Origin of the sequence: Aneurinibacillus danicus, assembly GCF_007991215.1 — a bacterium.
Lineage (GTDB): Bacteria > Bacillota > Bacilli > Aneurinibacillales > Aneurinibacillaceae > Aneurinibacillus > Aneurinibacillus danicus.
Map to the genome: position 1 here is coordinate 1 of NZ_BJXX01000236.1, position 3,806 is coordinate 3,806.

At 39.1% G+C, this 3,806-nt stretch carries 4 protein-coding genes; 1 reads left to right on the top strand and 3 read right to left on the bottom strand.

The window, feature by feature from the left end; genetic code table 11:
* Positions 1–7: 7 nt before the first annotated feature.
* Together ADA01nite_RS21295 and ADA01nite_RS21300 are read right to left on the bottom strand one after the other, a co-directional pair.
* Positions 8–196 (bottom strand): DUF3311 domain-containing protein, encoded by a 189-nt coding sequence (locus tag ADA01nite_RS21295; RefSeq protein WP_146812436.1) that lies wholly within the window; start codon positions 194–196, stop codon positions 8–10.
* Between the two features lie 284 nt (positions 197–480).
* Entirely contained in the window at positions 481–1,557 is a 1,077-nt protein-coding gene (locus tag ADA01nite_RS21300; RefSeq protein WP_146812437.1) for an aromatic ring-hydroxylating oxygenase subunit alpha, read from the bottom strand.
* 263 nt (positions 1,558–1,820) lie between these two features.
* On the opposite strand from ADA01nite_RS21300, the gene ADA01nite_RS21305 reads away from it, so the two are divergent.
* Positions 1,821–3,185 carry a sigma-54 interaction domain-containing protein gene (locus ADA01nite_RS21305; protein WP_146812438.1) on the top strand — a complete coding sequence of 455 codons (1,365 nt, stop codon included), beginning with the start codon at positions 1,821–1,823 and terminating at the stop codon, positions 3,183–3,185.
* Between the two features lie 30 nt (positions 3,186–3,215).
* Here the strand turns inward: ADA01nite_RS21305 and ADA01nite_RS21310 are convergent, their stop codons facing one another.
* Positions 3,216–3,719, bottom strand: coding sequence for a DUF2179 domain-containing protein (locus ADA01nite_RS21310; protein ID WP_146812439.1), 504 nt, complete (start codon positions 3,717–3,719; stop codon positions 3,216–3,218).
* Positions 3,720–3,806 lie beyond the last annotated feature (87 nt).

A 3,806-nucleotide genomic window follows, 5' to 3' on the forward strand; every position in this document is an offset into this window, starting at 1 on the left:
GCGCTATTCATTTATTTACCTCCTTTTTGTCCTGGATAATGCTACTAATATATAAACATACCGAAGTTAAAATTAACCAAGCAGTTGCCCAAAATACAATAAAGGGTAAACCAAACACATAAGGTTCTACACGGTTTATTACAGTTAATGAACCAATAGCAGGTATGAGACTCAGTAGCCAAATCAAAATTTTCACTACCACATTCCTCCTTTTGAAAAATATCAAGACTTTCCCAGCTATTTGCTCCTTTCATGCTCCTGCGTATTCAACTAAATGTGAAACGCTTTCACAAATGCAGGCTGATAAGGAACTTCATTTTTTTATCTTCCGCATACAATATTTTAAATTATCTATCTTTTTGATTTATCAGTATATCAATTTTTAAAACTAACCAAATAGTGTTAATAGATCCAAAGAGAATACTAGCCTTTCCGCTGCAAATACATGGTCTCTTTGAAAGGCTAGCATACGTTGTTATCTTACTCTTCGATCTCAAGCACTTCACGAATCATATCGTGGAACTGTACGACTCCGTTCTCCGTAGGTGAAAAGACCCCTTTCATAAATGCTCGAGAACGGAAACCAATTTGCTCCAATTCAACTAATTCCACATCTTCATCCCGCACCTGTTCCATAAATTTGATTAAGTCAAGCTCTTCTTTTGTCAGATTTTCATCTCGGAAGAAGTACGTATACACACCTAACGTTGTTTCATGATCAATCGGAATCATTTGGATGAGCGACATATTTCCCGGACCTGGATAAATCGTAACCATCAGGTTTGGCCATAGCCAATAGAAACGGCCCCCTTGCATTTCCGCTTTATCCAGTTCTACGCTTCCCACCTGTTTGTTCGGCTTGACGGCCGTACCTTGAATCGAATAATTTTCGCAAGTAATAATCTTGTAGTTATTCATATCTAATGTAGCGACCAGAGCTGGATGGGAAATCGGACAATGATCGCATTCAAGATAATTATCAATGAACGCTTTCCAATTGGCCTTAATGACTCGCGTTTTTTGTCTTACTTTTTTCAATTCCCCAAGGAATTCAAAGCGCTTTAGCTCTTCAAAGAAATCACCGTAGCTTTCAGCAAGCGGTTTAGCGCTTTCATCAAGATTCACAAAAATCAGGGAAGCCTCCGTTTCTACCCGAACTGAGCGAAGACAGGCGCTTCCTGAACAAAAATTAGGGACATCCTTAAAGTTCGGTGCTTTATGCAGAGAACCATCCAGATTAAAGGTCCATCCATGATAACCGCATTGCAGAATTTTCTTATTTCCTTCTTCCTTTTTCTCTAATTTGGTTGCACGATGTGGACAAACATTATAAAACGCTCTTATTTCTTCGTCTTTCCCACGCACAACGATAATAGGCTCGCCAGCTACCTCACATGTGAAATAGTCACCCTGATTTGCTAACTGGCTAATGTGGCCTACAAATTGCCAGCTTTTCGCAAAAATTTTCTCTTGTTCTACCTTCAATACATTCGGGTCCGTATAAAGATAATACGGAATCGTTTGGTCGGATACAACCTTCTTTTCTTTTACTTCCATGACCGAAAACTCCCTTCTCACACTTTTATTTAAAAATTTAGAAAGAAATTGTACAAGCTATTGCTTTCTTTCACTATTTTATAAAAGCAATATTAATGCCAATAAAAATCCTGCTATTCCCAATACAAATAACCCTATTACTTCTTTTTTTAACTGTAAAAATGAGTTATAATCAACTCAACTGAGTGAAATTAAACTCAATTTATTAAATTTAAAATTTTTATACAGAAAATAAACTATCGGGCGAGGCGTGGTGATTACACATGCAAAAAACTTCGGAAGACAATAAACAAATAGAAATCAGTGCCGAAACTCTCATGAACATTCTCGATCATTCATCGGATGAAATTTTTGTTTTAGACAAAGATGGCCGTATCGTCTATGTAAATAAAGTTTGTGAGCGGCATTACGGCTTGAAGCCGAGCGAAGTCATCGGAAAAACGAATGATGAGCTCGTTTCGAAGGGATACTGGTCACCTTCGATCGTTCCTTTTGTTTTAACAGCGAAAAAGCCGATCACCATTAAGCAGACGACATATATAGGGGGAGAACTCATTACAACGGCCATTCCGATTTTGAATAAAGATAATGAGATTGAATTGATCGTTACGACCTCCCAGGAACAAAATTACAAAAAGCTCCAAATGCCAGACACTCAGGAAAAAGCTGATTCCGAAACAGAGTATCCATTTTCGAAAAATCTCATCACAAACAATAAAGAGATGAAAAAACTTATTGCATTTTGCGAAAAGGTAGCAAAAGTGGATACAACTCTTTTAATTCAGGGGGAATCTGGTACCGGAAAAAGCGTGCTGGCAAAATATATCCACCAGATGAGTACACGAAAAAACGGCCCGTTCTTATCTCTTAACTGTGCGGCCATTCCGGAAGAACTGCTCGAATCGGAACTATTTGGCTATGTTCACGGAGCATTTACCGGAGCAAGCAAAGGAGGAAAAATTGGACTCCTGGAAGCGGCGGACGGCGGTACCGTTTTTTTGGATGAAATCGGAGAAATCTCGCCAAAAATGCAGGCTAAGCTGCTACAAGTGATTCAGGATCGTCAATTCTTGCCTGTCGGAGGACGGGAAGCAAAAAAAGTGGATATCCGCATTATTACGGCAACAAACCAAAATCTATACGAAATGGTGCAGGAAAAACGTTTCAGAGAAGATCTTTATTATCGGCTCAATGTAATCGAAATTAAATTGCCGCCTTTACGAGAGAGAGTAGAGGATATTATCCCTTTAACGTATTACTTCCTTAACAAGTTCAACAAAAAATATGAAGTATATCGGCTCATTTCACAAAAAGCGCTCGATATTATATTCGGTTACGATTGGCCCGGCAATGTCCGGCAACTGGAAAATGTCATCGAAAGACTGGTCGTCACAACCGACTCTATAATTGAAGCTGCGGACTTACCAGACATGATTGTACAAAGTGCAAAACCGAAATCATATTCCACATCTTTCTCTTCGTTGGATGCGGCCATAGAAGAACTTGAAAAAGACCTTGTTATCAACTCATATCAAAAAAACAAAAGTTCCCGAAAAGTCGCCAGCGATTTGCAAATTAGCCAAACGAGAGCATCCAAGCTAATCAGGAAATATTGTCAGACCCGATAAACACAAAAAAGGAGGGGACACTCCCCTCCCTCAAATAATATTTCGCGTCGTATAGCCTCCAATAAAATATTTTGGCTCCTGATAAATAATAAAGGCTGCCGGGTCGATTTGCTGGATGGCGGAAGTCACATCCTCATATTCTTTTCTTCGGGCAAGGATAAAATAGATAAAGCGCGGACCGCTGGCGCCCAGACCGTGCCACTCCGTTACACCATATCCTTTTTTTCGCAATGCTTCCGTCATTTCGCGTCCTTTTTCCGACACGATCTGCAGGGTAATGTAACCAAGGGCAATTTTTTGCTCAATATAAATGCCGACTAAAATGCCGACGGCGTAAGTAATACAATAAATAAAAATCCCCAGAAAAGTATCCATATATTTCAATACAATAGCCAGACCTGAAATATAGACAAAAATTTCAAATCCACTCAGGATAGCTGCTATATATTTTCTTCCTTTAATCATAAAAACAACGCGTAAGGAATTAAGGGCAACGTATAAAATTTGTACCAGGGCCATCAAGGCATAATCCATGGAATTTTCCTCTCCTTGCGGCAATATTTACGTGTAACCTGAACAGTAAAAATGAAAGCCCCCTATTCAATAGGAGACTTCTAATTA